Annotated in this window: 1 protein-coding gene and 2 pseudogenes; all 3 read right to left on the reverse strand. The window is 42.4% G+C overall.

The genetic code is table 11. The annotated features are described in order from the left end of the window. Positions 1–205, reverse strand: a pseudogene (locus QZ169_RS11525) (CPBP family intramembrane glutamate endopeptidase); the annotation flags it as partial. A gap of 123 nt (positions 206–328) precedes the next feature. Beyond that, positions 329–2119 (reverse strand): annotated as a pseudogene (locus QZ169_RS11530) (serine hydrolase). 113 nt (positions 2120–2232) lie between these two features. Then, positions 2233–2424, reverse strand: a complete 192-nt coding sequence (locus tag QZ169_RS11535; RefSeq protein WP_295507174.1) for a hypothetical protein — start codon at positions 2422–2424, stop codon at positions 2233–2235. Between the last annotated feature and the right edge of the window lie 109 nt (positions 2425–2533).

The following is a 2533-nucleotide window of genomic DNA, read 5'->3' on the forward strand; positions in this document are numbered from 1 at the left end:
TTTTGAGAATGATAGCTAGCAACATAAATCCCCAAGTCCAGCCGAAGTTCCAGGCTAGGAACGGCCAGACTAGTTTTGGTTGTGGTTCTATTCTTGTTTCATTGGTCATAGAATTTTCTCCTTTAAATGGTTTGATTTTATCTGCTTGCTTTTTGTAGTCTGATAAGGTCCTTAATTTTTTGCCTCGTTTAGCCGCGCTCTGCATAAAAGACAGCTATTGTACTTCAGTTCCTGTTGAAAAATCACTAACCTTAAGATTGTAAAAAGAATTAATCAAACGGTTTACCTCATGAGACAGTCCATTCCCAAAAAGAAAGCGGGAAAATAATCACAATGCCCACCACTGGTAGAGCGACCAATAAAGAATGTTAGCTACGATAGCGAGAGCAGATAGACTCGTCATGATTGTCAATAAGAGCCGACCTTTGCCAAGTCCCTTTTTAGCCTTACTCAAGAACGGGTAGATGGCACATCCTGCTAAGATTAAACCTAGAACTGCAAAGACTATATAAGGCCATATGCTATAGGGGTAACTACGATTACTTGCTAGAAAAGCTGCAACAAGGCCATAGAAATTTAAAGCCACTCCTACTGCCGCTAAAGAGGTCAGATAAGTCCAAATCCGAAGTTTCTTAGGTGTTTTAGGCTGGCCTTTTTTGAATACCAATCGAAAAAGATCTAAACCACCCCGTACCAAAAAGAGAATGATACCGAAAACAATTCCTACTGCCGCTGAAATAAGCATGGCCCAGTCTGCCAAAATTTCGCTATCCTTGACTCTGAAATAACCTCCATAGGAAGCTGTCACCTTGGCCTTATCTCCGCTGCCGCTGACTACTGAAAAATCCTGACTCAAAAGTGGATTATCCTCGGATTTCTTGACAAAACGAGTATAAAGGAATAAGCTTCTAGAGATAGACATAGGACCACTGGCAAAGTAGCGAGTAGATCGGTAATTTCCAGACTGGAATTTGTCAAAGGTGGCTGAGTCCGTCTTTTTCTTAGGTCCAAAGACCAAAGCCGGCATCTCATGGTTGTAGACGAATTCGTGTTCTTGATTCGTCATGATAGTCATACCGATGCCATTTTTCAAGTCTAGCAGGATGAAAGAGGAATACCCCAAGGTATTACCGCTATGGCCGACAACAGTCATGCCAAACTCTGTAGCCCAGAAACCGTGCATATTGAGCGGCAGCTCTGTCCCTGGATAGGTCGAGGTCACTGTGTATAGGGTCGCCCAAGTCTCAGCTCGCTGGAAGAGCTTCTCTTTCTTCAAAAGCGCTTGGGCAAACTTCTGAAAGTCAGCCATGGTAGAGGCAGCATTTCCCATTGGATAGAGCGCTGAGTATAAATAGGCAGTCCCCTTCGAAGTCTGACCATCTGCACTATAGGACAAGGCCTCCATTCGCTTCTTATAAACCTTAAGATTATCCTTCAAATCTGAAGACATAGCTGTATCATTCATCTCTAATGGCTGAAAGATATGCTCATGGACATAGGCAGAGAAGTCCTGTCCGGAGATTCGCTCGACGATATAGCTCGCCAAACCGGCAGAGAAGTTTGAGTAGCTAGTCATGGTGCCGGGTTCGTAGGACTGGGTTGGCTGATTAGTGGCTAAGCTTTCCTCAATTGTCAATCCTGTCTCTTCCTTATAGCCCTGAATTGACTCGCTAAATCCCGCCTGATGGTTCATGAGATCAATCATAGTGATCGGCTTGTCATAGCGAAGGTTTTTTAAAAATCCCTCTGGCAGATAGGTGCGGATGTCTTCCTCTAGGTCAATCTTTCCCTCTTCTCAGAGCTGCATGACGGAGACCCAAACCGTCAGCTTGGTAACCGATCCCCATTCAAAAACGCTGCTATCATCCGTTTTGACTTTCTTTTCCTTGTTCATATAGCCAAAGTTTCCTTTGTAGATGGTGCCATCCTTATCAAAGACCGTCGTCGCTAAACCAGCTGTTGTTTTTTCATGTTCCTTGACAAAACTTTCGATTTTCTGACCGATTTTGTCACGGTCCGTACCAGACGGCAGCTTCTGTTCTTCAGCCAAGGCTGTAACCGGTCGGAAGAGTCCTAGAGTTATAATCGTTAAAAGTGTTAGAATAAATGATTTTTTCATGATATTTCCTTTCTATTTAGCTTCAACAATCGCATAGGCGATACTTCTGTATACCATTCGGATAAAAATTCTTAACATAGCTTTCTCCTTTCTTACGCAATGATTTGCATCATCTAATCAAAGGTCATAGTTTCTACAGCCACCCTTGTCGCTTCATCTTTCTTGACATGGTCCTGAATCTTTTGGCTAATCTGAATTGCCACCATTTTAGACTTCAAAGATTGCTCCGTTGTCTTAGCTTGAGGCGTTTTTACAAGTCCCAAGCTTAGGACTGCCAAAAGCCAAAGAAATAACGTTTTTGGCATGATTTCTTACTCCTTAGATACAATTTAAAATGACGACTGGAATCTATCCCATTCCAGCTCTTCTTATCTTTTACAAATTTTAAGCCTATTTGTATAATCATTTTATATA

Source organism: uncultured Streptococcus sp. (genome assembly GCF_905372115.1).
Taxonomy (GTDB): Bacteria; Bacillota; Bacilli; order Lactobacillales; family Streptococcaceae; genus Streptococcus.